General features: G+C 51.8%; 28 protein-coding genes. 27 read left to right on the top strand and 1 reads right to left on the bottom strand.

Features of this window, described 5'->3' with window-relative positions; translation table 11 throughout:
* Window positions 1-34: 34 nt before the first annotated feature.
* The 11 genes from MTP39_RS10420 (at window position 35) to MTP39_RS10370 (ending at window position 9,450) form a co-directional block, all read left to right on the top strand.
* Window positions 35-421: a PrgI family protein gene (locus MTP39_RS10420; protein ID WP_003500106.1), complete on the top strand. Its 387-nt coding sequence runs from the start codon at window positions 35-37 to the stop codon at window positions 419-421.
* Window positions 339-2,768 (top strand): VirB4-like conjugal transfer ATPase, CD1110 family, encoded by a 2,430-nt coding sequence (locus MTP39_RS10415; protein WP_050574704.1) that lies wholly within the window; start codon window positions 339-341, stop codon window positions 2,766-2,768. The genes MTP39_RS10420 and MTP39_RS10415 overlap by 83 nt, the downstream gene beginning before the upstream one ends.
* Window positions 2,769-3,047: 279 nt before the next feature.
* A complete protein-coding gene (locus MTP39_RS10410) occupies window positions 3,048-4,715 on the top strand; it encodes a C40 family peptidase (protein WP_117531819.1) in 1,668 nt (555 codons plus the stop codon).
* A 22-nt stretch (window positions 4,716-4,737) separates the two neighbouring features.
* On the top strand, window positions 4,738-5,004 hold the full coding sequence (locus MTP39_RS10405; RefSeq protein WP_005927622.1) for a DUF4315 family protein: 267 nt from the start codon (window positions 4,738-4,740) through the stop codon (window positions 5,002-5,004).
* Window positions 4,991-5,638, top strand: coding sequence for a DUF4366 domain-containing protein (locus MTP39_RS10400; RefSeq protein WP_249240469.1), 648 nt, complete (start codon window positions 4,991-4,993; stop codon window positions 5,636-5,638). Before MTP39_RS10405 ends, MTP39_RS10400 begins: the two co-directional genes overlap by 14 nt.
* Window positions 5,639-5,832: 194 nt before the next feature.
* The gene (locus MTP39_RS10395) at window positions 5,833-6,234 is read left to right on the top strand and encodes a cysteine-rich VLP protein (RefSeq protein ID WP_249240468.1); all 402 of its coding nucleotides are present in this window, start codon (window positions 5,833-5,835) and stop codon (window positions 6,232-6,234) included.
* A 99-nt stretch (window positions 6,235-6,333) separates the two neighbouring features.
* Window positions 6,334-6,957 (top strand): hypothetical protein, encoded by a 624-nt coding sequence (locus MTP39_RS10390; RefSeq protein ID WP_005927609.1) that lies wholly within the window; start codon window positions 6,334-6,336, stop codon window positions 6,955-6,957.
* Window positions 6,958-6,969: 12 nt separating this feature from the next.
* Complete coding sequence (locus MTP39_RS10385; RefSeq protein ID WP_003500078.1) at window positions 6,970-7,152, top strand: DUF4316 domain-containing protein; 183 nt, start codon at window positions 6,970-6,972, stop codon at window positions 7,150-7,152.
* On the top strand, window positions 7,152-7,493 hold the full coding sequence (locus tag MTP39_RS10380) for a plasmid mobilization protein (protein WP_005927607.1): 342 nt from the start codon (window positions 7,152-7,154) through the stop codon (window positions 7,491-7,493). Before MTP39_RS10385 ends, MTP39_RS10380 begins: the two co-directional genes overlap by 1 nt.
* 168 nt (window positions 7,494-7,661) lie before the next feature.
* A complete protein-coding gene (locus MTP39_RS10375) occupies window positions 7,662-7,955 on the top strand; it encodes a CD1845 family protein (protein ID WP_243105699.1) in 294 nt (97 codons plus the stop codon).
* A 79-nt stretch (window positions 7,956-8,034) separates the two neighbouring features.
* A complete protein-coding gene (locus MTP39_RS10370; RefSeq protein ID WP_118760991.1) occupies window positions 8,035-9,450 on the top strand; it encodes a relaxase/mobilization nuclease domain-containing protein in 1,416 nt (471 codons plus the stop codon).
* A gap of 169 nt (window positions 9,451-9,619) precedes the next feature.
* Here the strand turns inward: MTP39_RS10370 and MTP39_RS10365 are convergent, their stop codons facing one another.
* Entirely contained in the window at window positions 9,620-9,985 is a 366-nt protein-coding gene (locus tag MTP39_RS10365; protein ID WP_249240467.1) for a helix-turn-helix transcriptional regulator, read from the bottom strand.
* A gap of 147 nt (window positions 9,986-10,132) precedes the next feature.
* Between MTP39_RS10365 and MTP39_RS10360 the strand changes: the two genes are divergently transcribed.
* The 16 genes from MTP39_RS10360 (at window position 10,133) to MTP39_RS10285 (ending at window position 22,070) form a co-directional block, all read left to right on the top strand.
* Window positions 10,133-10,321 carry a hypothetical protein gene (locus tag MTP39_RS10360; protein WP_005945178.1) on the top strand — a complete coding sequence of 63 codons (189 nt, stop codon included), beginning with the start codon at window positions 10,133-10,135 and terminating at the stop codon, window positions 10,319-10,321.
* The gene (locus MTP39_RS10355; RefSeq protein WP_005945175.1) at window positions 10,314-11,015 is read left to right on the top strand and encodes a response regulator transcription factor; all 702 of its coding nucleotides are present in this window, start codon (window positions 10,314-10,316) and stop codon (window positions 11,013-11,015) included. The genes MTP39_RS10360 and MTP39_RS10355 overlap by 8 nt, the downstream gene beginning before the upstream one ends.
* A gap of 2 nt (window positions 11,016-11,017) precedes the next feature.
* On the top strand, window positions 11,018-11,941 hold the full coding sequence (locus tag MTP39_RS10350; protein WP_118760993.1) for a sensor histidine kinase: 924 nt from the start codon (window positions 11,018-11,020) through the stop codon (window positions 11,939-11,941).
* A gap of 92 nt (window positions 11,942-12,033) precedes the next feature.
* Window positions 12,034-12,801: an ABC transporter permease gene (locus MTP39_RS10345; RefSeq protein ID WP_005945168.1), complete on the top strand. Its 768-nt coding sequence runs from the start codon at window positions 12,034-12,036 to the stop codon at window positions 12,799-12,801.
* A 12-nt stretch (window positions 12,802-12,813) separates the two neighbouring features.
* Entirely contained in the window at window positions 12,814-13,239 is a 426-nt protein-coding gene (locus MTP39_RS10340; protein WP_085808135.1) for a DUF3887 domain-containing protein, read from the top strand.
* A 17-nt stretch (window positions 13,240-13,256) separates the two neighbouring features.
* Window positions 13,257-14,180, top strand: coding sequence for an ABC transporter ATP-binding protein (locus tag MTP39_RS10335; protein WP_118526926.1), 924 nt, complete (start codon window positions 13,257-13,259; stop codon window positions 14,178-14,180).
* On the top strand, window positions 14,173-14,904 hold the full coding sequence (locus MTP39_RS10330) for an ABC transporter permease (protein ID WP_005945158.1): 732 nt from the start codon (window positions 14,173-14,175) through the stop codon (window positions 14,902-14,904). The genes MTP39_RS10335 and MTP39_RS10330 overlap by 8 nt, the downstream gene beginning before the upstream one ends.
* A 13-nt stretch (window positions 14,905-14,917) precedes the next feature.
* A complete protein-coding gene (locus MTP39_RS10325; protein ID WP_179148991.1) occupies window positions 14,918-15,649 on the top strand; it encodes an ABC transporter permease in 732 nt (243 codons plus the stop codon).
* Between the two features lie 466 nt (window positions 15,650-16,115).
* Complete coding sequence (locus MTP39_RS10320) at window positions 16,116-16,538, top strand: RNA polymerase sigma factor (RefSeq protein ID WP_172679366.1); 423 nt, start codon at window positions 16,116-16,118, stop codon at window positions 16,536-16,538.
* Window positions 16,539-16,979: 441 nt separating this feature from the next.
* Window positions 16,980-17,249, top strand: coding sequence for a hypothetical protein (locus tag MTP39_RS10315; protein ID WP_118760994.1), 270 nt, complete (start codon window positions 16,980-16,982; stop codon window positions 17,247-17,249).
* A 133-nt stretch (window positions 17,250-17,382) separates the two neighbouring features.
* Window positions 17,383-17,559 (top strand): hypothetical protein, encoded by a 177-nt coding sequence (locus MTP39_RS10310; RefSeq protein ID WP_165483719.1) that lies wholly within the window; start codon window positions 17,383-17,385, stop codon window positions 17,557-17,559.
* Window positions 17,560-17,648: 89 nt separating this feature from the next.
* Window positions 17,649-19,157: a recombinase family protein gene (locus MTP39_RS10305; RefSeq protein WP_118760995.1), complete on the top strand. Its 1,509-nt coding sequence runs from the start codon at window positions 17,649-17,651 to the stop codon at window positions 19,155-19,157.
* A gap of 307 nt (window positions 19,158-19,464) precedes the next feature.
* Entirely contained in the window at window positions 19,465-19,719 is a 255-nt protein-coding gene (locus MTP39_RS10300; protein WP_249240466.1) for a hypothetical protein, read from the top strand.
* Between the two features lie 157 nt (window positions 19,720-19,876).
* A complete protein-coding gene (locus MTP39_RS10295) occupies window positions 19,877-20,515 on the top strand; it encodes a hypothetical protein (protein WP_249240465.1) in 639 nt (212 codons plus the stop codon).
* Between the two features lie 511 nt (window positions 20,516-21,026).
* The gene (locus tag MTP39_RS10290) at window positions 21,027-21,182 is read left to right on the top strand and encodes a hypothetical protein (protein WP_249240464.1); all 156 of its coding nucleotides are present in this window, start codon (window positions 21,027-21,029) and stop codon (window positions 21,180-21,182) included.
* Window positions 21,183-21,293: 111 nt separating this feature from the next.
* Entirely contained in the window at window positions 21,294-22,070 is a 777-nt protein-coding gene (locus MTP39_RS10285; protein WP_249240463.1) for a TraX family protein, read from the top strand.
* The last annotated feature ends 285 nt before the right edge of the window (window positions 22,071-22,355 follow it).

Here is a 22,355-nt window from a genome sequence, read left to right as displayed (position 1 = left end):
TGCTGGCCCGAAGCAATAAAGGAGGTGTACCAAAATGGCCTATGTGCCAGTACCAAAAGACCTTTCCAAAATCAAGACAAAGCTGGCCTTCAACCTAACGAAGCGCCAGCTTGTTTGTTTTTCCAGCGCAGCGGCGGTGGGCCTCCCGGCTTACCTGTTTTCCCGTGGCAGTATCGGGAACAGTGCCGCCATGTTCCTGATGATCGGCCTCATGCTCCCGTTCTTCTTTCTGGCTATGTATGAACGAGACGGTCTGCCGCTGGAAAAAGTGCTGAAAAACATCATCCGCACCCGGTTCCTCTATCCCCGTGTGCGGCCTTACAAAACCGAAAACTTCTATGCGCTGCTTAGCGCCAGAAAGGAGGCGCAGCCGATTGCGAAACAGCAGAAGGGCCGGAAAGCCCGCAGGCAGAAAGCCTGAAAAGCAGGGCCTTACCGGCCTGTTCACGAAAGGAAAGAACATTCCCACCACCGCCCAGCAGACCCTCCCTTACCGGGAAATGTACCGGGACGGGGTGTGCCGGGTAGCGGACCGCTATTACACCAAAACCATTGAATACGAGGACATCAACTACCAGCTCGCACAGTCCGAAGATCAGGCAGCCATCTTTGACGGGTGGAGCGCCTGCCTCAACTACTTTGACAGCAGCCTTCCGTTCCAGCTTTCCTTCCTCAACCACCGGAGCCGCCCGGGCAGCCGGTACAGCGTGAACATCCCCATGCAGGACGATGATTACAACAGCGTCCGGTGTGAGTATGTGGAAATGCTGGAAAACCAGATCGCCAAAAGCAACAACGGCATTGTCCGCACAAAGCTCCTGACCTTCGGCGTGAACGTGGACGACCTTCCCACCGCCAGGGCAAGGCTGGAACGTGTAGAGGCGGACATTTGCGGGAACTTCAAAAAGCTGGGCGTCAAGTGCCGTTCCCTTTCGGGGCTGGAACGGCTGGAGCTTCTTCACGGGCAACTCCACCCCGGCAGCGGCTCCCCCTTCCGGTTTTCATGGGATATGATCCCCAAAACCGGGCTTTCCACCAAAGACTTTATCGCCCCGGACAGCTTCGATTTCCGTTTCAGCCGACTGTTCCGGGTGGGGACGACCTGGGGCGCTGCCTCTTACTTGCAGATTTTGGCCTCGGAGCTCTCGGACAAGCTGCTGGCGGAGCTTTTGGAAATGGATGCGGAAATGACCATTACCCTCCATATCCAGACCGTCGATCAGGCCGCCGCCGTAAAATCCATCAAGGCCAAAGTCTCCGACATTGACAAGATGAAAGTGGAGGAACAAAAAAAGGCAGCCCGGTCAGGGTACGACATGGACATACTCCCGCCTGACCTTGTAACGTACAGCAACGACGCAAAGACCCTCTTGGAAGATTTACAGAGCCGGAATGAAAGAATGTTCCTTCTGACCTTCCTTGTGGTAAACATGGCCCCGACCCGCCGGGAGCTGGACAACGACCTGTTCACGGTGTCCGGTATCGTCCAGAAATACAACTGCACCTTGAAGCGGCTGGACTTCCAGCAGGAGGACGGTTTTCTTTCCAGCCTTCCGCTGGGCCATAACGGCATTGAGATCAAGCGCGGCATGACCACCAGCTCCACGGCCATTTTCGTTCCCTTTATGACGCAGGAGCTCCGCATGGATGGCGAAGCCGTCTATTACGGGCTCAACGCCCTTTCCCATAATGTCATCATGGCAAACCGGAAAAAGCTCAAAAACCCCAACGGCCTGTTCCTCGGTGTGCCGGGCTCCGGTAAATCCTTCGCCGCAAAGCGGGAGCTTGTGAACGTGTTCCTTGCCACAAAAGACCGCATTATCGTGGTGGACCCGATGGGCGAATACTCGCCCCTTATCAGGCGGCTGGGCGGACAGGTCATCGAGATCGCACCGGACAGCCCCCACCACATCAATCCGATGGACATTGATTTGAGCTTTGACGAGGAAAACCCGATGGCACTGAAAGCCGACTTTATCCTGTCGCTGATGGAGCTGATCGTCGGCGGCAAGGACGGCTTGCAGCCGGTGGAGCGTACCGTCATTGACCGCTGTGTGCGCCAGATGTACCGGGAACACTTGCAGGACCCGGAAACAAGCAAAATGCCGACCCTCCAAACCCTGTATGACCTGCTCTGTTCCCAGCCGGAGGGCGAGGCGGTGCGGCTGGCGACGGCCCTTGAAATTTATGTGTCGGGCTCCCTTAACGTGTTCAACCATGAAACCAATGTGGACTTAAACCGCCGTCTGGTATGCCTTGACTTAAAAAAGCTGGGGGCCGGGCTTCGGACGATTGCCATGCTCATTATGCAGGACTTGGTAAACTCGCAGGTGTCCATGAATTTCCTCCGCGGTATCGCCACATGGTGTTACTTTGACGAATTTCATGTGCTGCTCCGTGACCGTCTGACGGCAAGCTATTGTGTGGCGATCTGGAAAATGCTGCGAAAAAAAGGGTGCGTTCCGAGTGCTTTAACGCAGAATGTAAAGGATTTTCTGGCAAGCCCGGAGATCGAGAACATCTTTGAAAACTCGGACTTCCTTGTGCTGCTCTCGCAGGCACAGGGGGACCGGCAGATTTTAGCCAAACAGCTTGGGATCAGCCCCCACCAGCTTTCCTATGTGACCCATACCAATTCCGGCGAAGGGCTGCTGTTCTTCGGGAATACCACCATCCCGTTTGTTGACCGCTTCCCGCAGAATACCGAGCTGTACGCCATTATGACCACCCGCCCGGAGGACAAAAAACAGGAAATGAACCGGGCGTAACACACTTCGGGCCATGATGGCCCGAGGTTTGGAAAGGAGGGATACATTATCGGAAAGAAACCGGACAAACGGAATTTTCAAAGGCCGGGGCCGACGGAGGATACCGGGGACAATCGCCCCGGACCGGCAGAACGGGAAGGACCTTCCCCCGCACCGTCCCGACGTCTGCGGTTTGAGGACGAGGATGCCGGGCAGGACAGTCCTTCGGGCCATGATGGCCCGAAGTCCAAAAGCGGCAAGTTTCAAGAGGACAGCCGCAAAAGCCGTCCCTCTGACCGCATGAGGCAGGAGGATGAAGCGAGCAGGCCGCAGGATACCGGCAGGGCACAGGAGCCGGAGGGCTCCGCCGAGAAGGCCGGGAGTAAAAAGGACAAGTACCAGAAGGCGCAGGCCAAAGCGGAGCGTGCCGGGGAAAAGCTGGGAAAGGCCCGGGAGAAGCTGGATAAGGTCGAGGCGAAACGGGCGGCGCAGAAGCCGCCGGGGCTTGCGAAGAAAGCTGTCCGGGGAGCCCGTACAGAAGCATGGTTCTATGTCCACAACAAGATCCACGAAGTTGAGCATGAAAATGTGGGTGTGGAAGGAGCCCATAAGTCGGAACTTGTGGCCGAGGCCGGAGCCCGGAAACTGACCCGCTATGCCAAACGCCGCTGGCGGGAGCACCCGGCCCGGAAGGTGGCAAAATGGGAACGGAAGGACATAAAAGCCCGGGCCAATATGGATTTTCAGAAGATGGCCTCCGAGCACCCGGAGCTTGCCAGCAATCCGCTTTCCCGTGTGCAGCAGAAATGGAAACTGAAACGCCGGTATTCCAAAGAAGCAAAGGCGGCTGCAAAACAGGGCGCAAAGACCGCAAAGAAAACCGCTGCCGCTTCGGGAACTGCGACCCGTCGGGCGGCGCAGTTTGTGACCCGTCATCCCGTGGCGGTGCTGGTCCTGCTCCTGCTGTTGCTGCTCTGTTTTCTTGTGTCGGCGGTAAGTTCCATTTTCCCCACGCTTGGCAGCGGCCTTGCCAATGCGTTATCCGGCACCTCCTACGCCTCGGAGGATACGGACCTGCTGGGGGCGGACGAGGACTACACAGCGCTGGAAAACGAGCTGGCGCAGACGGTAACGAACATCGAAAGCACCCATCCCGGCTATGACGAGTACCGCTATTCCGTGGACGAGATCGGCCATAACCCTTATGAGCTGGCGTCCTATCTCTCTGCAAAGTACCATGTGTATTTCCGGGAACAGGTGCAGGACGAACTGCGGGAGATCTTCAAGGCACAGTATGAGCTGACCTTGACGGAGGAAGTCGAGATACGCTACCGCACCGAAACCAGCACCGACCCGGAGACCGGGGAAACCACCACCGAGGAAGTCCCCTATGAGTATTACATCTTAAATGTGACCCTCACAAACAAGACGCTGCCCGCCGTGATCCTGCCGAGGCTTGACGAACAGCAGAGGCAGATATACACCGTTATGCAGCAGCTCAAAGGCAACAAGCCCTATCTGTGGGAGGGGATTTACAACGGCGGCGAAGATACCGGCCCCAGCTATGAGATACCCGGCGAGGCACTGGATGACCCGGCTTTTGCGGCGCTCATGGAAGAAGCCACAAAGTACATCGGCTGGCCCTATGTGTGGGGCGGCTCCAGCCCGTCCACCTCCTTTGACTGTTCGGGCTTTGTCTGCTGGGTGTACACGGCCAGCGGCGTCCACAACCTGCCCCGTACCACGGCGCAGGGCATTTACAACCAGTGTGCTATCATTTCCCCCTCCGAGGCAAAGCCCGGCGATATTATCTTTTTCACGGGAACCTATGACAGCCCCGGCCCTGTGTCCCATGTGGGGATTTATGTGGGCGACGGGATGATGCTTCATTGTGGTTCGCCCATCCAATACGCAAACATCAATTCAAGCTACTGGCAGACACATTTCTATGCCTTCGGGCGTTTGTGAGCCAGAGGAAAGGAGTCCTTGCATGAACAAGATCGACAAGCTCGATAAGGAACTGGAAAAAGCCCGGGAGAAGGCTGCCGAGTGGCAGGCCAAAATCCGGGAGCTGGAAAAGCAGAAACAGGAGGAAGAAAACAGCCAGATCGTGCAGGCGGTGCGCTCCCTCAAATTGACGCCCGCCCAGCTTATGGCTTTTCTGAATGACCCCAAAAACAGCCTTACCGCTTCGGGCCATACTGACCCGAAGCCGGAGGCACCCGAAAAGGAGGACACAGCCCATGAAGAAAATTAAATACCGCAGGCTGGCGGCGATGGCTGCCAGCCTTTTGTGTTGCCTGATCTTTACAGTCCCGGCTTATGCACAGAGCAGCGAGCCGCAGCCGGAGACAGCTCCCTCCCCGACAGAAACCGAAGCAGAGCCGGAAACCCAGAACCCCTTTACCCCGGACGGGACGGGAACCGTGGTGGACAACGCCACCGACGAGGATGGAAAGGAGTTCTACACCATCACCACCGCAGACGAGAGCGTGTTTTATCTGGTGATCGACAAACAGAAAACCAGCGAGAACGTCTATTTCCTCAATACCGTTACCACAGACGACCTTCTGCCTCTTGCCGAACAGGGTAAGGAACCGCCCAAAGAAGTGACCCCGGAGCCAGAGCCAAAGCCCACTGAACCGGTGGAGGAAGTACCGGAACCCGAGCCGGAGAAAAAGGACAGCCCCCTTCTCTCTCTGCTCCTGATTGGTGCGGTGGTGCTGGCCGGCGGTGGGATTGGTTACTATTTCAAGATTTACAAGCCGAAGCATGAGGCCCCGGATTTGGAAGATGATTACTGCGAATATGAGGACGGGGAGCTGGAGGAGATCGCAGAGGAACCCGAGGACGAAGATACCCCGCCGTGGGAGGAAGATACGGAGGAATGAGAATGAATTTTACAAGCAGCCCTTTTGAACGAATGATGAAGGAAGTACCGCACCCCGGCTGGGACAATGACAACCCTTGTAAGGGATGCCGTTACTACAAGGAGTGCAAAGGAAAGAAAAAACAGTGCCGGAAGAAGTTCCGGGCGCTGATCGTGGAGCCCCGCCCTTCGGGCCATCGCGGCCCGAAGTCTTAAATGGACGCCCGGGAGCTGACCCGTGACGAGAAGAAGAAAATCCGTTCTCTGGTCACGGGGATGTGTGCCAACTATGACAGGGAAAGCGGCCTGTGCCTTCCTCTGGACTGTGCCTGTTATATACTGCACAAGTGCTGGACAGGGGCGTACTGCCGTTACTTCCGTGAGGCTGTCCTGCCCCTTAACCCGGAGCTTCAAGCGTCGCTGACAACGGAAGGCATCTCCCCGGAGCTGCGGGCCTGTGCGGTCTGCGGAAAGGCATTTTGGCCCGAGGGGCGTCAAGCCTACTGTTCCGACGCCTGCAAGACCGAAGGGAACCGCCGGAAAAGCCGGGAACGCATGAGGAAAATGCGGGAGAAAAGGCCGGGCGGCTGTTACGATTTGCCGCCTCCAAAGGCTTGACATTCCGGGCTTTTTTGAGGGTGTTTCCGGGGTGGGAATATCTTATTACATTCCTCCCCGGTCTGCCCTCTTATTTCGTAACATCCAGCACTTCGGGTCATGTTGGCCCGAGGCACAGAAAGGAGGAATCTCTTGGAGACAGTACAAGGATATGTGATTTTGAAAGCTGCCACCTTTGAAACCGGACACGGCTTTGCGCTGGGGCATAATCCGGGAGCGCCGAGCCCCTTTGTGACCTGGCAGTTTACCGAGGGGGAAAACGGCCATCGGGATTACTACTGGGGCCGCTATGGAACCAGTCAGGCGTGGGCGCAGAGGGACTTTGACCGCCGGGTGGACGACTATCAGCAGTTTTACCATGCGGCGGTCAAGCATACCGAGCTGGGACCGGAGGGCGTTTACCGCTATTATTCCACCCAGCGGCCCGTGGACATAGGAACTTACCCGAAGCCGCCGGATAACCAGCCTCTTTCCATCGTCAACTACGATGATGACAGGCGGCGTCCTGTGGCAGACGGCAGGCTGATGGCATGGGGCGAACTGACCTACGCAAAGCCGCTGACCGAAAAGCAGATGGAGGATTATGAGCTGAAACCAGCACCGGGCAATCCTGACCGGGTGCGCCCATCCATTACTGCCCGGCTCAAAGATGAAACCAGAGGGCAGGAACCCCCGAAGGAACCCGGCCAGAAGCGAAACCATAAAAACCATGAGGAACGATAAAGGAGGATCGCCATGCACGAAAAAGACAACTATCTGAAAACCGCCGAGCTCTCCACAGAGCAGAACTGCAACATGATCGACGGCGTACCCAACAACACGCCCATCCCGCCCACGCCCCCGGAGTTGGACGCAAAACCGCTGGATAAGGTAAAGGAGCCCAAAGAACGCCGGAAAGGCCGGGAGCTGGAACGCTGATGGAGAACCGCAAGCGGAATGTCCATCTGCACGTCATGGTAACACCGGACGAGCTGGCGGCCATCCATGAGCGGATGGCCGAGGCGGGCATTTCCAACGCCGGGGCTTATGTACGGAAAATGGCTCTGAACGGGTATATCCTGCACATCGACCTTACGCCCGTAAAAGAGCTGATCTCTCTGCAACGGCGCTGTTCCAACAATCTCAATCAGGTCGCCGTACACGCACACACCTATGGCGTGTACCCGGAGGAAATCGACGGATTGAAGCGGGACTATGAAAAGCTGTGGGGCGAGGTGTCAAAGGTGCTGCGGGAGCTTTCCGAGCTGGTGGCAAAGTAAGACGAGGGCGGCAGGCTTCCGTTGTGGGGCTTGCCGCCCTGCTCTTTTTTTACCACTTCGGGCCAGTATGACCCAAAAGTTTGGGACAGGATTTACTAATCTTTCGCAACATTTATGTCCCCGGGCAAGCATGATAAAATAGAGATAGAAAGAATAAAGGAGGTTTTGATGATGAAGATACTGCTGAAAATATTGGTTGCTCCCTTTGCTTTGGCGTTGTCCCTTCTGGCGGCTCTGCTGGTGTTCCTATTTGATATTTGTGCCGTCCTGCTGACGATTGCCTCTGTGATCCTGGCGGTGCTGGGTGTCGCTCTCTTTTTCACGCCGACGCCCATAGGCGGGATTGTATTTCTGTTTCTTGCCTTCCTTCTTTCGCCGTATGGACTGCAAGCGGCGGCGGGCTCCCTTCTTTGGGCGCTGGACGGAGGCAAATCCGCTCTGTACCGGTTTCTGGCAAGTTAAGCAGCCTCGGGCCATACTGGCCCGAAGTCGGGGCGGTCTGAATGGGCCGCCCCTTTCTCATGGAAAGGAGGAATGATTTTTGGCTACCACAACTTTGTTACAGCGCCATGCGGGCGAAGGCGAAACGATTGCTGAGGCTATCCGGGATTGTCTGGACTATGGCAAGGACCCGGAGAAAACAGAAAGCGGAAAGTATATCTCCGCTTATGAATGTGATCCGGCCACCGTGGCGGACGAGTTCCTTTTGGCAAAGGCCAGCTATGCTGCTATGACGGGCCGGGAACAGAAGAAAGAAAATAATGTGCTGTGCTATCAGATACGACAATCCTTCTATCCGGGCGAGATCACCCCGAAGGAGGCGAACCGTATCGGCTATGAGCTGGCTATGCGCTGGACAAAGGGGCGGCACGCTTTTATCGTTACCACGCACACCGATAAGCAGCACATCCATTGTCACATTTATTACAACTCCACCACCCTTGACTGCACCCGGAAATTCCGAAATTTTTGGGGCTCCAGCTTCGCCCTTCGGCGGCTCTCTGACAGGCTGTGCCTTGAAAACGGGCTGTCCATCGTGGAGAACCCGAAGCCCCGGAGCAAGAGCAAGTATCGGAACTATGGGGAGTGGCAGAAAGACCGGAAAGGACCGCTTTCCTATCAGGACCGACTGCGCCTTGCTATTGATACTGCGCTGGCGGAACGCCCCGCTGATCTGGACGAATTTCTCAATTTGATGAAGCGGGCCGGGTATGAGGTCAAGACGGTTCGGGGCGGCGGTATCAGCTTCCGGCTGACCGGGCAGGGACAGGAGCGCTTCACCCGTCTGCGTGCCTCCACGCTGGGGGACGGCTACGACTTGCAAGATGTTCTGTCCGCCATTGAGGGCAAAGAAAAACGCACCGGGCGCTCGGAGCGGAAAATCAGTCTGGCGGTGGATATTCAAGCAAAGCTGGCTGCCGGTAAGGGGCCGGGATATGAACGCTGGGCGAAGGTATTTAACATTAAGCAGATGGCTGCTGCCCTTGCTTATATACAGGACAATGGCCTGACCGATTATGAGCAGTTGGCACAGAAAGCCACCGAGGCAGCAGACCGTTTTCATGCCATTTCCGAGCAGATCAAGCAGACGGAACAGGCCATGAAAACCAATGCCGGGCTAAAGGCCGCAACGGTTCAGTATGCCAAAACCCGTCCAGTCTTTGAGCAGTATAAGGCGACGAAGTACAGCCGGAAATTCCTTGCGGAGCATGAGGCCGACCTTGAACTGTACCGGGCTGCACAAACGGAAATGCGCTCTCTGCTGGGCGGGGCGAAGCTCCCCAAAATGGATGTGCTGAAGGAAGAAGGCCGTAAGCTCACAGCAAAGAAAAAACAGCTCTATGGAGAATACCAGAAGGCACGACGGGATATGCAGGAGATCGTCACAATCAAGGCGAACATTGACACTCTGATGGGCTACACCGAGCCGGGAAGAAAGCAGGAAAAGGAGCGTTAAGGTTATGAAAATAAGGAGCAAAGCGACGCTGACACTTCGGGCCATGTTGGCCCGAAGATACGGGTTTGGGGCGAGCCCCAACAAGCCGCCTTTGTGCCACTTGTGGCCACAGAGGCATTGCTTGCCACTTAGCGGCAGCCCCTAAAATGGCGCAAAAAAACAGAGGCCCTTATTCTGGAACCTCCGTTTCTCTGGCTTTCTTGAGCCCCTCGGCTGTGGCTTCTATCACGACAAGCTCTTTTTCGTTCATGGAGTTTAGGAGCACATCAATATGCTTTCTGCAAGGGCTTTCCTGTTTGCCTCCGTCCGTATGAATAAACTGGTCAACCGAAATGTCAAACATGGTAATGAGCTTTACAAAAAGGTTGAAACTCGGATACTGTCCTTTGTTCTCGATATTCATAATGGTACGGGAGTCACGGTCTACCAATTCCGCAACATAGGCTTGCGTCCAGCCCTTTTCTTCTCTGGCCCGTTTGAGAGCCGCCCCGAGGCCGTGAAAGTCAAACCTTCTTTCATTTTGGTTCATTCTCATATCACCCTATATCATTGTACATTTCGGGTTGGATTATGAGAATGTAATGAAATTTTACATAAAGTAGTATTTCATTTCATCAATGTGCAGCCTCCAACTTGTACTATTCGAGGTAAAGAACTATAATGTATTCTGTGGAGGCGCGAAATGGACTATATGACATTGAAAGGGGCCGCCGAAAAGTGGGGCGTGACACCTCGTAGGGCAAATTATTATTGTGCTGGTGGACGTATCCCCGGTGCTGTGAAAATGGCTGGTGTTTGGCTGATCCCTAAAGCTGCGGAAAAGCCGATTGATGGCCGGACAAAACAAGGGAGGTTGCTGAAACATGAATAGTGTTTTGATTATAGACGATGACAAGAAACTTTGTGCCTTGATGAAAAAATGTGTGGAACAAGAAAATTTATCTGCGGTAGTAGCACATGGCGGCTTAGAGGGTCTGAGGCTACTGGAAAAAAACAAGGATACCTGTTCACTAATTATTCTGGATGTGATGATGCCAGATATGAACGGGTTTCAAGTATTGCAGAAAATCCGAGAGAAAAACAATGTGCCGGTGCTGATGCTGACCGCCAAAAGCGACGAAGAAGATAAGGTTTCTGGTCTGCGGCTGGGAGCGGACGATTATCTGACAAAGCCGTTTGGAATTAACGAACTAATGGCTCGTGTCAATTCTCTAATCCGGCGCTATACCACCTTAAACCCTGTGACCGGAAACGAAGCCGCCACCATGCTTCTGAAAGATATGGTAATTGATAAAATCAACCGAACCGTAACGGTTCAAAATCTCCCGGTAGACTTGACCGGCAAAGAGTTTGATTTGCTTCTATTTTTGGCGTCCAACAAGGGTCGGGTCTTTACTAAAAAACAACTTTATACGCAGGTGTGGACAGAAGAATATGATTTTGACGACAATAACCTCATGGCATTTATCAGTAAACTGCGAAAAAAAATCGAGCCAAATCCAGAACAACCTTTTTATATTCAGACTGTCCGCGGTGTAGGGTATCGCTTTAACAAGGAGGCATGAGCATGGAAATTAACCTTTATCTATTGTTGTCCTTATTGATTGCTTTGCTGGTAATCAGCTATCTTTTGGGAAAACTTCACCGCGTCCGTGGTCAGCTTTTTCTTATTAGGGATGCCCTAAACGATATAAAAGCCGGGAATTTGAACCGCCGTGTATTGGCGCGGGAAAGCGACCTGACAAAACAAATCTGTTATGATATTAACGAGATTGCCATGAGCAGCCAATCTCGGCTTATACAGCAAAAGCAATCCGAACAGGCTTATAAACGGCTTATGACAAGCCTTTCCCATGATGTAAAAACCCCTCTTGCTTCTCTGGTTGGATATTTGGAGGCTGTGGAAAGCAAGATGGTAACAGGAGCTGAGAAGGAAGAATACATTCGGGTGGCTATGGAAAAAGCCTACCACCTGAAAGATTTTGTGACCGCCCTGTTTGAATGGGTGAAGCTGGATGCCGGGGAACAGATTTTTCATTTTGAGGTCTGCGACCTGAATGAGCTTTCCCGTGACATCATGGCTGATTGGGTGCCGCTGCTGGAAAACCACGATCTTAGCTATGAAATTGAGATACCCGAAACAGAATACATGACACGTGTTGACTCTACCGCCTACACTCGTATTCTCAATAATTTACTGCAAAATATCCTGACGCACAGTGATGCAAGCAAAGTTTTCCTGACCGTGACTGAAACTGAGCAGCAAGCAAAAATCGTTGTTGCTGATAACGGCAACGGGATTGCCGCCTCTGATCTCCCGCATATCTTTGAACGGATGTATCAATGCGATCACTCCCGTTCTGCCAAAGGGAACGGGCTGGGCCTTTCGATTGCCAAAGAGTTAGTCAGTATTCATAAAGGAACGATTACAGCCGCTAGTGTTCCCGGAAACGGAACAACCTTTATCATCATACTTCCGAAAGCTCTGTGATCCCACGGAGCTTTTTTTGAAAAAATTTTATCTCGGCAAGGTTATGGCAAGGTTTGCGTTTTATAATTGGAACCATGAAAGGAGGAAACCGTATGACGATTATTACAACTGAAATCCAGAAATGGAAACGGAATAAAATTGTCTGGTGCATTTTGGCTCTAACACTTCTGCTTGGAGCGTTTGCGATTGAAAGGGCTTGCAGCATTTCAAGGAGCAGTCCCTTTATGGATAGTTTTGGCGACCTTTACACACTGGCCTTTAAGAATCTGTCCAGCCTGTTTCTGCCGATTGTGCTGGGAATGTTTGCAACGACACTGTTTTTCGATGAACACAAAAATGACACGATGAAAGAACTGCTTATCATCCCTATTACAAAAGCACAGCTATACTTTTCAAAAGTCGCTGTGGTTATTCTGATGTCCGTAGGACTGTGCCTGATTACTTTTCTTTTGTGTGTTGTCGGTGGGCTGATTGCCGGAGGCTTTCCCGATCTGAACGCCCAAACACTGATGGACGCTGGTCTTTTGTATCTGGCAGGTGGTATTCTGATTCCCATAGCCATGCTTCCGATTGTGTTTCTTTCCACGCTGTCAAAGGGATATATCCTGCCCATTGGCGCAACGCTGCTTTATCTGATTCCCGTAGTCATTGCCCCGGCTTATCTTACGGGAATACACCCGCTGGCAAGCGTGATGGGGATTTATCCCCATATTTCCGAAGCGGCCGCAGCTATGGTAGAAAGCCTGATGCAAGGCGTTTTATTCAATACTTCGCCGCTTGTTTGTGTCGGTTCGCTGCTCTTGATCGGTGCTACATTTGCCGCCGCATCCGTAGTGGCTCTAAAAAAGCAATCTTACTGAAAGGAAAGACCTATGAAACGATTGAGTTGTTTATTACTCGGTATTCTGCTTGTTTTTTCTCTTTGTGCCTGCCAGCAGGCCGCTCCATCTTCCGGCGAGGCTCCCGACCAACAGGCCATTACGGAAGAAGCAACCGAATACTTTAACCAAATGATGGATGGAGATTTTGAAACTTTCTTCAATGCGTTGCCGCAGGGCGTACAGGACAATATTTCTGCGGAGACGATACAGGAAACATGGGAAGAAGAAGTCGATAAGCTGGGCGGGCTGCCGGAGAACACTTCCCCGGATGTGTCCTGCTATGTGCCGGAACACTCTGACCAAATCCGTGTTGAATTTGTCATTCCTTGTGACAAAGGCAATTTCAAAGTATTCATCAACTATTTCCCGGATGGCAGCCTTTACAACTATGTTATCTGGAAGAACGAAACAAAATGAGAAAGCGAGGCATTTTTATGAGTGATCTTGTGATTGAAACCAAAAAGCTGACAAAGATTTACGGGGAACAAACTGCCGTTAATTCTGTGAATCTTCATGTAAAACCGGGCCGGATTTATGGACTTTTAGGACGCAACGGAGCCGGTAAAACCACAATTATGAAAATGATTTTGGGCCTTACACCAATCACTTCCGGCGAAGTAGATGTGTTCGGACAGAACATCAAAGGCCATGAGAAACGCATTTATCCCCGTATTGGAGCCATCATCGAAACTCCCGGTTTTTATCCGAATCTGACCGGCACAGAAAACCTTGAAATTTTTGCGAAGTTACGAGGGACACCCCAGCCCAATGCTGTCAAGAACGCGCTGGAAGTTGTGGGATTGCCCTACAAGGACAAAAAGCTGTTCAGTAAGTATTCCCTCGGCATGAAGCAGCGCCTCGGTATTGCCAACGCTATTCTGCATGACCCGGAGCTTTTGATTTTGGACGAGCCGACCAATGGACTTGACCCTATCGGTATAGCCGAAGTGAGGAACTTTATTAAGAATTTAAGTGTGGAGCGTGGCAAAACCATCCTAATTTCCAGCCATATACTTTCCGAAATTTCACTGTTGGCAGATGACATAGGCATTATCGACCACGGGGTTCTGCTGGAAGAAAGCAGCATGGAAGAATTAGAAAAGAAAAATCGGAAATACATCCAGCTTCAAGTGTCGGATATTCCAAAAGCCTCTTTAATTTTGGAAAGGCAATTCCATGTGACCGATTATGCGGTGCAGGACGAACACAACCTGCGGCTTTATGACACCGCACTGGATATGGCGGCAATCAACAAGGCCCTTGTGGTGCAGGATGTAGCTGTTATCAGCTCCCAAATCTGCAATGATACCCTTGAGGATTATTTCAAACAGATCACAGGGGGAGAGGGAATTGCTTAAACTGATACAAGTTGAATTTCTAAAACTGCGCCGGAGAAAGTTTATCTGGCTCATGCTGCTGGCGGCGCTCTTTATGCCACTGGCTGCCGTATTTTACTTTTCAAGTGTCAAAGGAACCGGTGTGGACCCCATTATGTTTTACAAATGGACAGCGTTCAGCTATACCCCGTGGATCATCCTACCGGTAGTGCTGGGGATGTTGTGTACCATGCTGATGTATAACGAAAACCAGTATGATATGCTCAAACAGCTTTGGATTGTACCGGTCAATAAAATGGCATACTTTTTCAGCAAGTTTGCTGTGGTGCTGGTGTATTCCATTTGCTTTATGCTAGTTACCGCAACGGCGTCCATTCTGACCGGCATACTATCCGGTTATATTCCCTTTGACAGTGAAAGTGTCCTTTATCTTTTGCGGAAGTGTATGGAAATTTCTCTGTTGACCGCCTTTGCGGTGTTACCAGTACTGGCGGTTGCCGCAGCGCAAAAGGGCTATATTCTCCCTGTTTGCCTGACGCTGATTTATACATTCCTCGGCTTTATCCTCTTGATGGTGAATATGTACCTACATCCGCTGTCCAGTATGACCGCTATTGTTATGTATGATATTCCGGGTGTTGTATTCGATCAGCCATTAAATATTCCAGCCGCATTTCTGTGTATTGGTGTATGGGCTGCTGCTTCGGCTGTATTGGCGAATGTGGCTTTGGTTCGGAGAAAGTGAGGTGCAAAAAATGATGAAAGATTTGCTTTGGGCGGAGAGCCAGAAACTCCACCGTTCCAAAATACTCTGGATTGCTGGGTTTGCAACAGTCATGGTAGGGTTGATCGTCTTTGCACAGGGACAGTTTACATTCTATGACCGCCGATATATTGACGGGGCTGGATGGTTTATGACAGCGGCCCAATCCCTTGCTACCTTTTATGTTCTGCCTGCTGTAATTGCCCTATTGGGAAGTTATATGATTTGCCGGGAGGAACAGGAGGATACCTTAAAATCTCTGCGGCTCATTCCCGTAGATGAAGTGAAACTGACACTTGCCAAAATGATACTTGCCTTTGTGTTCAGCGTTCTGATTTACCTTTTACTTTTTGCAATTACCTTTCTTGTCGAGGCAGTTTTGCATTTAGAAGCACTTTCCGTTGGCCTTGTGTTAGAAAATCTGAAAATATATTTTCTGGATGGGGTAGGCGTATTCTTTGCAATTTCGCCTATTATCGCTCTGGTAGCGCGGATGAAAAAGGGGTATTGGCTGGCTCTGGTATTTGCAGAAATTTATTCGTTTGCTGGATTATTTGCGAGTATGTCCCAGCAGTTAAAGACGGTATATCCCATGACAGCCGTTTTCAATATCTCTGGTTATTATAATGCAAATATGTTTCAGGTTTTAATCGGTGTTGTAATTCTGATGGTTTGTGTGATTTTGTCATTGTTAATTTTGAAAGGATTGAACCGCAAGACTAAATAAATGCAATATATCTAATGATCTGCCGGACGACGGCAAAAGAAAAAAAGCCGTCGTAAAGCAGACACATTTTCACGCGCCTATGAAGCGGCGGCTTTGATTTTCAGAGCCGCCGTTTCTTTTCGTCTATCCTAAACCAACGACGACCTAACACCGTGTAAATCCACGGCGGCATATAGGAGGATTGCCGCCGTGTCTATTTTTGTCTTTTTTCACAGTACCCATGATCTGCACCAGCTAAAAAAAGCGTAGCTCCCCCTCCGGGTTATTCCGGCTATGTATGCGAAATTTGTTGGAACCTTAACTATCATGTCATTTCATGCGTCCGTGTGGCTTCATGCCGCCCGGGCGCTTTTGTGTTCTTATGGGGCTGCTTCGGGTCATGTTGGCCCGAAGTCATTCCCCGGTGCCGCTCCCCGCCGCCTTCGTTTCGGTCACTCGTCAACCAACAACCGAAACGGAGGTCAATATGGCTATTATCAATTTGCGGGACTATTACCCATTCTATACATCGGATTGCTTCATGGAAGTATCGGAAGAAGTTGCAGAAATGTTCAAAGAGTTTGATCGTAAAGAGGCTGCTTATCGGCTGCGTACATACCGCCACAAAGCCTACTATTCCCTTGATCGGGATGACGGGCTGGAGCATGAGGCTGTCTTTGTCGCTTTATCTCCCCATGAACTGTATGAGCGGAAAGTGACCATGCAGGAACTTCACGCAGCGATTACCAGTCTGCCAGACAAACAGGCAAAACGGATTTACGCCCATTTCATTCTCGGCATGACCAAACAGGACATTGCCCGGGCAGAGGGCGTCCATGAAAAAGTAGTTCGTGTCGCAATCGAGCGAGGTCTGCGTCGCTTAGAAAAAATTTTGAAAAATTCTTTGTAAGGCGTACCGATTTAGGTCGGAAAATGAAATGGTTTATGAGAGGCAAAACACTTCGGGTCACAATGGCCCGAGGTTCAGACAAGCCTCATGCAGATTGAAAATTGAATAAAAAGACACCCGGATACGAAGGGGAACGCGCTGTGTGACAGACCCGCCATGACCTCAGATTTCAGAGAATACAGTCTTTGTAAAACTGAGCGAGCGAACAGGTCCATGCCATAGGTGGGGCAAGGCTGGCTCCACCGGAACAGGCGCAGAACCCGGATACTTGCGTTTAGTCACAGTCCGAGCGTTGAAGCGGCCTTGCAAGCCGTGAGCCGTCGCAGGCAATGAGAACGCCTTGCCATCAGAATGGGGAGAGTTGAAATACTATGGGGCATGAAGCCTATGCCCGTCCGGTGTGTCTGAAATGAAGTGAAAACCTATGGGGAGCCCCCGGCAATGCTGTCTGATGATAGGCCAACCGATCCGGCGTGGCTCCCCATCTTTTCAAAAAAGGAGCACTTTATGGGAAATGCGTTTGGAATGATCCCCGGCTTGGAACCGGACGAATGGAGCAATGACGCCTGCCGTGGTTATGTCATTATGGCAATGGAGGACTGCGGATTTTCAAAGAAAGATATACGGCATGTTGTGGGGCAGCTTTATGAAGTATTTGACCTCAACAGCGTGGAGGACGCCAAAGAAAAGTACCATTCCAGTCCTTACTGACCTCGGGTCACATCGACCCGAAGTGGAGAAAGCTCAAAGGGCGGCACCTGCTGGGTGCCGTCTTTTGACATTTCCCCACGGGACAAGTGGGAAAGGCAGGCATATACACGCACTTTCACAAAGGAGGTTTTCAATGACGCAAGCTGTCACTTATGAACGAGAAACAAAGTCTGTCGCATTTCAAGGGAAGATCATTGTGCTGGAAAGCCTCACGCCGGTACTTCCCCCGAAGGAGAAAGCACAGCGCAAAAAAGAAATTGAGCGTTGTCTTTATGAGGTGTTCCGCAAATATGGAGACAGATTTCCCTAATCATTCGCAACATTGTTGTCCAGGGCTGCTGATGGTATAATATAGTTGTAAGGTTGGTAGCTCCATTCCAACAAGGAAAGGAGCCCAATATGGAATTTATCAGAGAAGATTGTATTTACGCAAGACAGTCAGTAGACCGCAAGGACAGTATCAGCATTGAAAGTCAGATCGACTTTTGCAAGTATGAATTGAAAGGTGGGAGCTGCCGGGTATTCAAGGACAAAGGCTATTCCGGTAAAAATACGGACAGGCCGGAGTTTCAAAAGCTGCTGGGCGAGATCCGCAAGGGAAAGGTCAGGCGGGTCATCGTGTATAAACTGGACCGTATAAGCCGCTCTATTCTGGACTTTGCAACGATGATGGAGCTGTTTCAAGAGTATGATGTGGAGTTTGTATCATCCACAGAAAAGTTTGATACTTCGACCCCGATGGGCCGGGCCATGCTGAATATCTGCATTGTATTCGCCCAGCTTGAACGTGAGACAATTCAGAAGCGTGTCACAGACGCCTACTATTCACGGTGCCTGAAAGGCTTTCACATGAGCGGACAGGCACCATACGGTTATCAGTTAGAGCCTACTGTGGTAGAGGGTATCCGCACAAAGAAAATGGTTGCCGACCCCGTAGCCGCCGACCATGTTCGGCTGATGTTTGAAATGTACGCTGAACCGGAAACCTCCTTCGGAGATATTACCCGATACTTCGAGGAACATGACATAAAAATTTATGGCAAATCCATGTTCCGTACATTTCTTTCCCAGCTTTTAAGAAACCCCGTTTACGCACAGGCCGATTTGGAGCTGTACGAATTTTTCAAGAGCCAGGGCGCAGCGATTGTCAATGACGCTTCCGACTTTGCCGGAACAAACGGCTGCTATCTCTATCAGGGGCGGGATGTGAAGGAGGACAAGGACAGGTGCTTAAAAGACCAGATACTTGTTATCGCTCCCCACGAAGCACTCATTTCCTCTGACACATGGCTTAAATGCCGGAAAAAACTTATGGCAAATACCACCTTCCAGCAGGGACGGAAACCGAAGAACACTTGGCTGGCCGGAAAAATCAAATGCGGGCATTGTGGGTATGCTCTGAAAGCCACCCATGTACCAAACAGCACTGGATATTTCCGCTGTACCAAACGGACGGAAAACAAAGGCTGTCCGGGCTGCGGGAAAATCCGCAAAGAAGAATTTGAGCAATTCATTTTCTCGGCCATGCAGGAGAAATTCAAAGACTTTCAGATACTCCACGGCAGAGAGGAAAAAGTCAATCCGAAACTGACCGCCTATCAAGTGGAGCTGGCACAGGTGGAGGCAGAAATTGAAAAGCTGCTGGATATGCTGACCGGAGCCAATGCGACCTTGCTTGCCTACGCCAACAAAAAAATTGAAGAACTGGACACCCGACGCCAGACCATTTCAAAGGCAATCGCCGAATTGAGCGTTGAAACCATATCTCCCCAGCAGATAAAGAAGTTATCCTATTATCTCGACAACTGGGACAGCATAGATTTTGACGACAAAAGAAAAGCCGCCGATGGTTTGATCTCTACGATCAAGGCCACCAGCGACCGTGTTCAGATAGAGTGGAAAATTTGACATTTCCGCTCTATCGCCCCTCATTTCTATTTTATCTTGTTTGTACCCCTTGTACACCGATGTTTTGAATGTTTTTTATCAATGCCGGTTTTGTTGCATATACTATGCGGTTCTGTTCTATAATTTGCAATTGTTTTGTGGTATTATCCTATCAGAGCTTCCAAGCTCAGTATAGCACCAAGGCGGCCGGGACGCAAGCTGTGCAAGCGTTTCCACTGCCGGGCAAAACCGCTATTCTCCCGCCGCCAGTCCAAAGAGGACCGGACGGCAAGTGTAACATAAACCATTTTATCAAGGAGGTATTCCCATGCTTCGTATCGAGTATTTTGATAAGGAACGTTTCATGCGCCAGCTTTCTGCCAGCCACGGCAGCGTGCTGCTGCATCTGGACAACGGCAAGACCTGCGACCTGAAAAAGGACGCTACCGCACGCTCCATGCTGCAGATGATGGACACTGCCCCCAAGAAGGGCTTTGACCTCACCGTGACCGACCCCGCCGACGTGACCGGCTTCCTGCGCTATATGCTGGAGGCAGGCCGCACCGAGCGCGTGGCCGGCTGAGTAATGCCAATCTCTTATCCCAATAAGTGTCACAGCAAAAGCAAAACGCCCGCCCCGGTCATGCCGGAGCGGGCGTTTTGCCTGTTTTGCCGGAAAGCTTGCGCAGGCGGGCAGTCTGTGGTAAGCTGAAAGCAGAAAAAAGACGGAGGGAACGACTATGAACCTGAAGGAAGCATTCCGTTACCAGAACAAGCTCCAGTCCCTGCTGGACGAGGCACAGGGCATTCTGGACTGCGACGCCAACGTGACCAAGGTAGCCAACACCTACCTGCGCCATAAGGTGATGCCCGAGGCCGAGGACGAGACCGTTATGGACGCGGCACAGACCGAATATGCGGAGCAGATCACCGACATTGCCCGGTTCATGCTCTACCTGCTGGAGGAGAAGAGCCGCCTGTTTGCCGCCATCCGCAAGGCAAAGGATGCGCTGGACATGGATATGGACAGCGAGGTCAGTCTGAACGCCGCGCGCCAGAGCATTGCCCGCACCTTCAAGCGGATGAACGACCTGCGCAGCTCCGAGCAGCTGCTTTCCGGCGGGGGTACGGGCTACCGCTTCAACGCCGAGGGCAACCAGATCTCCTACTGCTGCGATGTGAAGCGGGTGACCACCATCAACTACGACCGCAAGGTCATCCATGCGGCGCTGGGTAAGCTGAACCGGCAGGCAGACGAGACCTCCAACCGGCTGGACCTCTGCCTTGTGACCTCCAAGGTGGACTACACCGTCCCCTTTGATGTGAACGCCAGCTTTGCCGAGGCCTTTGAGACCTATCTGGAAAACGCCAAAAACTAAATGAGCAATCCACCGGCTATTTTGGGTGCGGCAAGCGCCGGGCGCACGGCTGCCGGTTCAGGTGCAGATGAACTATAAGGCTGCACATTTCCGCAAGGAAGTTTTGGTACGGCTCACCTTACGAGCCAGCATAATATGAAAAAATCTTGCGTTCGGCTTTTCCGCCACCGCCAGACGCTTTTTCGCCGAAACCGTCCCTTGCTTTTTCCCGCATTCCTGCTTTTGCGCTTACGTCTCCATGGGCAGGCAGGCAAGCCACCCTTCATGAATTTTGCCCGCAGACTGCTGCGGGCGCACACTTTCTGCGTGCCGGGTGCATTGCGCCCCTTTGCACGCGGAGTAAAATGGCAGCCGCCCCTGCGCTTGCCGTATCCAAAATAGCCGGTGGGAAAGGCCTTAAATGATAAAACAGGGAATTGTGGCTGGTGTTAAAGGCTTCCCCCGTCCGGGGGAAGCCTTTAACACCATTCTGTATTCAATAAAAAATCACCCGACACCGGAGGTGTGCTCTATGAAAAAATGCAATCTGTTTTATCTCAGCGGGCTGTTGTTTTTTCTTGCCGCAGCGCTGAACTTTTTTACCGGCGAAAATCACTCCACGGCGGTGGTATGGCTCTGCCTTGGCTCCGCCTTTTTGTGTCTGGGGTATTCGCAGCAGAAAAAATAAAGCAGAAAGCCAGCCCCGGCGGGGAAAAATCTGCCGGGGCTGCAATTCTTTGCGGGGCTCGTTCGTATTCCAGACAGAACAACGAAATTTCGACAAAGACGAGGTATGCGTATGTCAACCAAACCGATCCATTCCACTGCTGCGACCCGCTTTGACCTGAGCGCAGCGGCTCTTCATATCCTTGCCATGGTGCTGATGCTGATGGACCACCTGTGGGCGACGTTGCTGCCTGCGCAGGAATGGCTGACCTGTGCGGGACGTGTGGCGTTTCCCATCTTTGCCTTTATGGCGGTGGAGGGCTATTTCCACACCCATGACCTGAAAAAATACACCCTGCGCCTGCTGCTGTTTGCCCTGCTTTCAGAAGTGCCCTTCGATTTGATGTACGGCGGCACATGGTTCTACCCGGTGCACCAGAATGTTATCTGGACGCTGCTGCTGGGCATTCTGGGCATCCATCTGATGGAAACCGTGCGCAAAAAGCAGAAAACAGCGCTGTACCTGCTGGTCTCCGCCCTTGTGGTGGTGGCAGGTGCGGTGCTGGGCACGCTGGGCATGGTGGACTACTACGGTGCCGGTGTGCTGACCGTATTCATCTTCTACTTTTTTCACGGGCACGGGCGCAAGTGGTGGTGCCTGCTGGGGCAGCTGGCAGCACTGTACTGGGTCAATGTGGAGCTGCTGGGCGGGCTGATGTACCCCATTCAACTCTTCGGCATGGACTTTGAGCTTTGCCAGCAAGGGCTGGCGCTGCTGGCACTGGTGCCCATCTGGCTGTACCGCGGGCGGCAGGGCTACCACAGCAAACCGTTCCAGTACGCCTGCTACGCCTTTTACCCCGTGCACATGCTGCTGCTGGCGCTGGTGCTGAATTTCGTGAACCGGTAAGGAAAACGGAGCGCTCCAAAGGCATTTTTACGCGTGAGATCGTAGGGAGAGCTCCCGCTCGAAATAACCAAAGCACACGCGGAAACCATTCAAAATGTCCCGCCGGTACAAGGCCGCTGCACAAACTCTGTGCGGCGGCTTTTTTGCGGGAAAAAAGACACTTGTTCACAAAAAGTTCAGCCTTTTGAGCAAGAAATACTATTTTTTTCGTGTAAAATAAACAACATGGATTGAATGCCGCCCGCGATTGGATTATAATAATAATGTATGCAAAAACGCATTTGC

This window comes from Faecalibacterium sp. I3-3-33 (assembly GCF_023347295.1).
In the GTDB taxonomy this organism is placed as follows: Bacteria; Bacillota; Clostridia; order Oscillospirales; family Ruminococcaceae; genus Faecalibacterium.
This window is presented reverse-complemented; position numbering and strand designations above follow the sequence as displayed.

What these genes read in the sequence shown, in the direction of transcription:
- MTP39_RS10420 (WP_003500106.1), top strand. Translation starts at nt 35, where the DNA reads ATGGCCTATGTGCCAGTACCAAAAGACCTTTCCAAAATCAAGACAAAG.
- MTP39_RS10415 (WP_050574704.1), top strand. Translation starts at nt 339, where the DNA reads ATGCGCTGCTTAGCGCCAGAAAGGAGGCGCAGCCGATTGCGAAACAGC.
- MTP39_RS10410 (WP_117531819.1), top strand. Translation starts at nt 3,048, where the DNA reads ATGAGGCAGGAGGATGAAGCGAGCAGGCCGCAGGATACCGGCAGGGCA.
- MTP39_RS10405 (WP_005927622.1), top strand. Translation starts at nt 4,738, where the DNA reads ATGAACAAGATCGACAAGCTCGATAAGGAACTGGAAAAAGCCCGGGAG.
- MTP39_RS10400 (WP_249240469.1), top strand. Translation starts at nt 4,991, where the DNA reads ATGAAGAAAATTAAATACCGCAGGCTGGCGGCGATGGCTGCCAGCCTT.
- MTP39_RS10395 (WP_249240468.1), top strand. Translation starts at nt 5,833, where the DNA reads ATGGACGCCCGGGAGCTGACCCGTGACGAGAAGAAGAAAATCCGTTCT.
- MTP39_RS10390 (WP_005927609.1), top strand. Translation starts at nt 6,334, where the DNA reads ATGTTGGCCCGAGGCACAGAAAGGAGGAATCTCTTGGAGACAGTACAA.
- MTP39_RS10385 (WP_003500078.1), top strand. Translation starts at nt 6,970, where the DNA reads ATGCACGAAAAAGACAACTATCTGAAAACCGCCGAGCTCTCCACAGAG.
- MTP39_RS10380 (WP_005927607.1), top strand. Translation starts at nt 7,152, where the DNA reads ATGGAGAACCGCAAGCGGAATGTCCATCTGCACGTCATGGTAACACCG.
- MTP39_RS10375 (WP_243105699.1), top strand. Translation starts at nt 7,662, where the DNA reads ATGATGAAGATACTGCTGAAAATATTGGTTGCTCCCTTTGCTTTGGCG.
- MTP39_RS10365 (WP_249240467.1), bottom strand. Translation starts at nt 9,985, where the DNA reads ATGAGAATGAACCAAAATGAAAGAAGGTTTGACTTTCACGGCCTCGGG.
- MTP39_RS10360 (WP_005945178.1), top strand. Translation starts at nt 10,133, where the DNA reads ATGGACTATATGACATTGAAAGGGGCCGCCGAAAAGTGGGGCGTGACA.
- MTP39_RS10355 (WP_005945175.1), top strand. Translation starts at nt 10,314, where the DNA reads ATGAATAGTGTTTTGATTATAGACGATGACAAGAAACTTTGTGCCTTG.
- MTP39_RS10350 (WP_118760993.1), top strand. Translation starts at nt 11,018, where the DNA reads ATGGAAATTAACCTTTATCTATTGTTGTCCTTATTGATTGCTTTGCTG.
- MTP39_RS10345 (WP_005945168.1), top strand. Translation starts at nt 12,034, where the DNA reads ATGACGATTATTACAACTGAAATCCAGAAATGGAAACGGAATAAAATT.
- MTP39_RS10340 (WP_085808135.1), top strand. Translation starts at nt 12,814, where the DNA reads ATGAAACGATTGAGTTGTTTATTACTCGGTATTCTGCTTGTTTTTTCT.
- MTP39_RS10335 (WP_118526926.1), top strand. Translation starts at nt 13,257, where the DNA reads ATGAGTGATCTTGTGATTGAAACCAAAAAGCTGACAAAGATTTACGGG.
- MTP39_RS10325 (WP_179148991.1), top strand. Translation starts at nt 14,918, where the DNA reads ATGAAAGATTTGCTTTGGGCGGAGAGCCAGAAACTCCACCGTTCCAAA.
- MTP39_RS10320 (WP_172679366.1), top strand. Translation starts at nt 16,116, where the DNA reads ATGGCTATTATCAATTTGCGGGACTATTACCCATTCTATACATCGGAT.
- MTP39_RS10315 (WP_118760994.1), top strand. Translation starts at nt 16,980, where the DNA reads ATGCTGTCTGATGATAGGCCAACCGATCCGGCGTGGCTCCCCATCTTT.
- MTP39_RS10310 (WP_165483719.1), top strand. Translation starts at nt 17,383, where the DNA reads ATGACGCAAGCTGTCACTTATGAACGAGAAACAAAGTCTGTCGCATTT.
- MTP39_RS10305 (WP_118760995.1), top strand. Translation starts at nt 17,649, where the DNA reads ATGGAATTTATCAGAGAAGATTGTATTTACGCAAGACAGTCAGTAGAC.
- MTP39_RS10300 (WP_249240466.1), top strand. Translation starts at nt 19,465, where the DNA reads ATGCTTCGTATCGAGTATTTTGATAAGGAACGTTTCATGCGCCAGCTT.
- MTP39_RS10295 (WP_249240465.1), top strand. Translation starts at nt 19,877, where the DNA reads ATGAACCTGAAGGAAGCATTCCGTTACCAGAACAAGCTCCAGTCCCTG.
- MTP39_RS10290 (WP_249240464.1), top strand. Translation starts at nt 21,027, where the DNA reads ATGAAAAAATGCAATCTGTTTTATCTCAGCGGGCTGTTGTTTTTTCTT.
- MTP39_RS10285 (WP_249240463.1), top strand. Translation starts at nt 21,294, where the DNA reads ATGTCAACCAAACCGATCCATTCCACTGCTGCGACCCGCTTTGACCTG.